Source organism: Paenibacillus sp. P4_E11, from assembly GCF_056401635.1.
On the sequence record NZ_JBFUIX010000486.1, the window covers coordinates 1 to 1,331 of the forward strand.

1 protein-coding gene is annotated in these 1,331 nt (G+C 44.9%); it reads left to right on the forward strand.

Annotated elements, in window-relative coordinates:
* A partial coding sequence (locus AC1DWB_RS35330) for a sensor histidine kinase (protein ID WP_477545735.1) occupies positions 1-1,331 on the forward strand: 1,331 nt, incomplete at both ends.

Here is a 1,331-nt window from a genome sequence, read left to right on the forward strand (position 1 = left end):
TCATCCAACAGGATTAAGCTACGGTTCTTATCGATTACGTATTCTGCTCCCTCCAGAAGAGAACAGTATCTTTAGCTTTCAAATCTCAAGTATTCGAACCTCATCTGCCCTATATGTGAACGGTGCATTACTTGCGCAATCCGGACAACCTGCCGAGACGCGAGAAGCTCTCAAGAATCGTAACGTTTCCTATTCTGCGACTCTCGCAACGGACCGTGCTGAATTGGACGTAATCCTCCAAGCAACATCCTTTCTTGATAAAGGCGGAATCGCCAGATCGATTAAATTCGGAACGCATGAAGGAATTGAACACCAGAAATGGATGGGCATCATCATGCAGTTGATGGTGTGCGTTGGCTTATTGATTCACGCCATCTACGCGGGCATTCTCTACTTAATGGGTATTCGTCATCGTGGTCTGATCTCCTTCACTTCAATGATCGGTTGCGCCATCTTGATGACGCTTACAGACGATGACAAGCTGTTGGCGAATTGGACTTCGATTAACTCGGAATGGTTGATCAAGCTTCAATACTTATCCTCTATAGGAGTTGCGGCTTTCTTGCTTCAGTTCGTTATATATTTGTTGCCTTTTAGCAGTACTTTCAACCGAGTATTTCAATGGTTCACCGCTCCCTATGCTTTGATTGCATTGTATATTATTTTCTCGTCCACCAATCAAGTGCTTCATGCATCTTTGGTATACTTTGCGGCTTCTTTTGTTGCTTTCCTGTTATTTCTGATATCTGCTATTTACAAGGCATTGAAGAACGACGAGAATGCTATATTTCTCGTGCTGGGTTCCATTTCCATTGCAACCAACACCTTATGGGGATTGTTGAAAAATTTGCCTATTACCTATTTGGGACATACGTTAGAGTACTACCCACTCGACCTGATCGCCGCTTTCATCGCGTTTGCATCTTATTGGTTCAACCGCTATATTCGAGGCGCTTCTGAAACGCAAAGGTTGGCTAATAAACTTCAAGAGGCCGACAAGATGAAGGATGATTTTCTTGCGAACACTTCGCACGAATTGCGCAATCCGCTACACGGCATTCTGAATATCGCCCAGACGGTGTTGGATAGTGAGACCCACTCCCTTAGTTCCAAAAATATACAAAACATGGAGCTGCTAATCACCGTTGGTCGGCGTATGACGTTCCTGTTGAACGATCTGCTTGATCTGAATCGTCTGAAGGAGAACGGGATCCAGCTGTACCCGAGGAGTCTGTCTATTCAATCGGTCTCCTCTGGTGTATTCGAGACCCTTCGCTTCATGACAGAGAATAAGCAGATCCGCTTCATCAATAACATCCCGGATCGCTTCC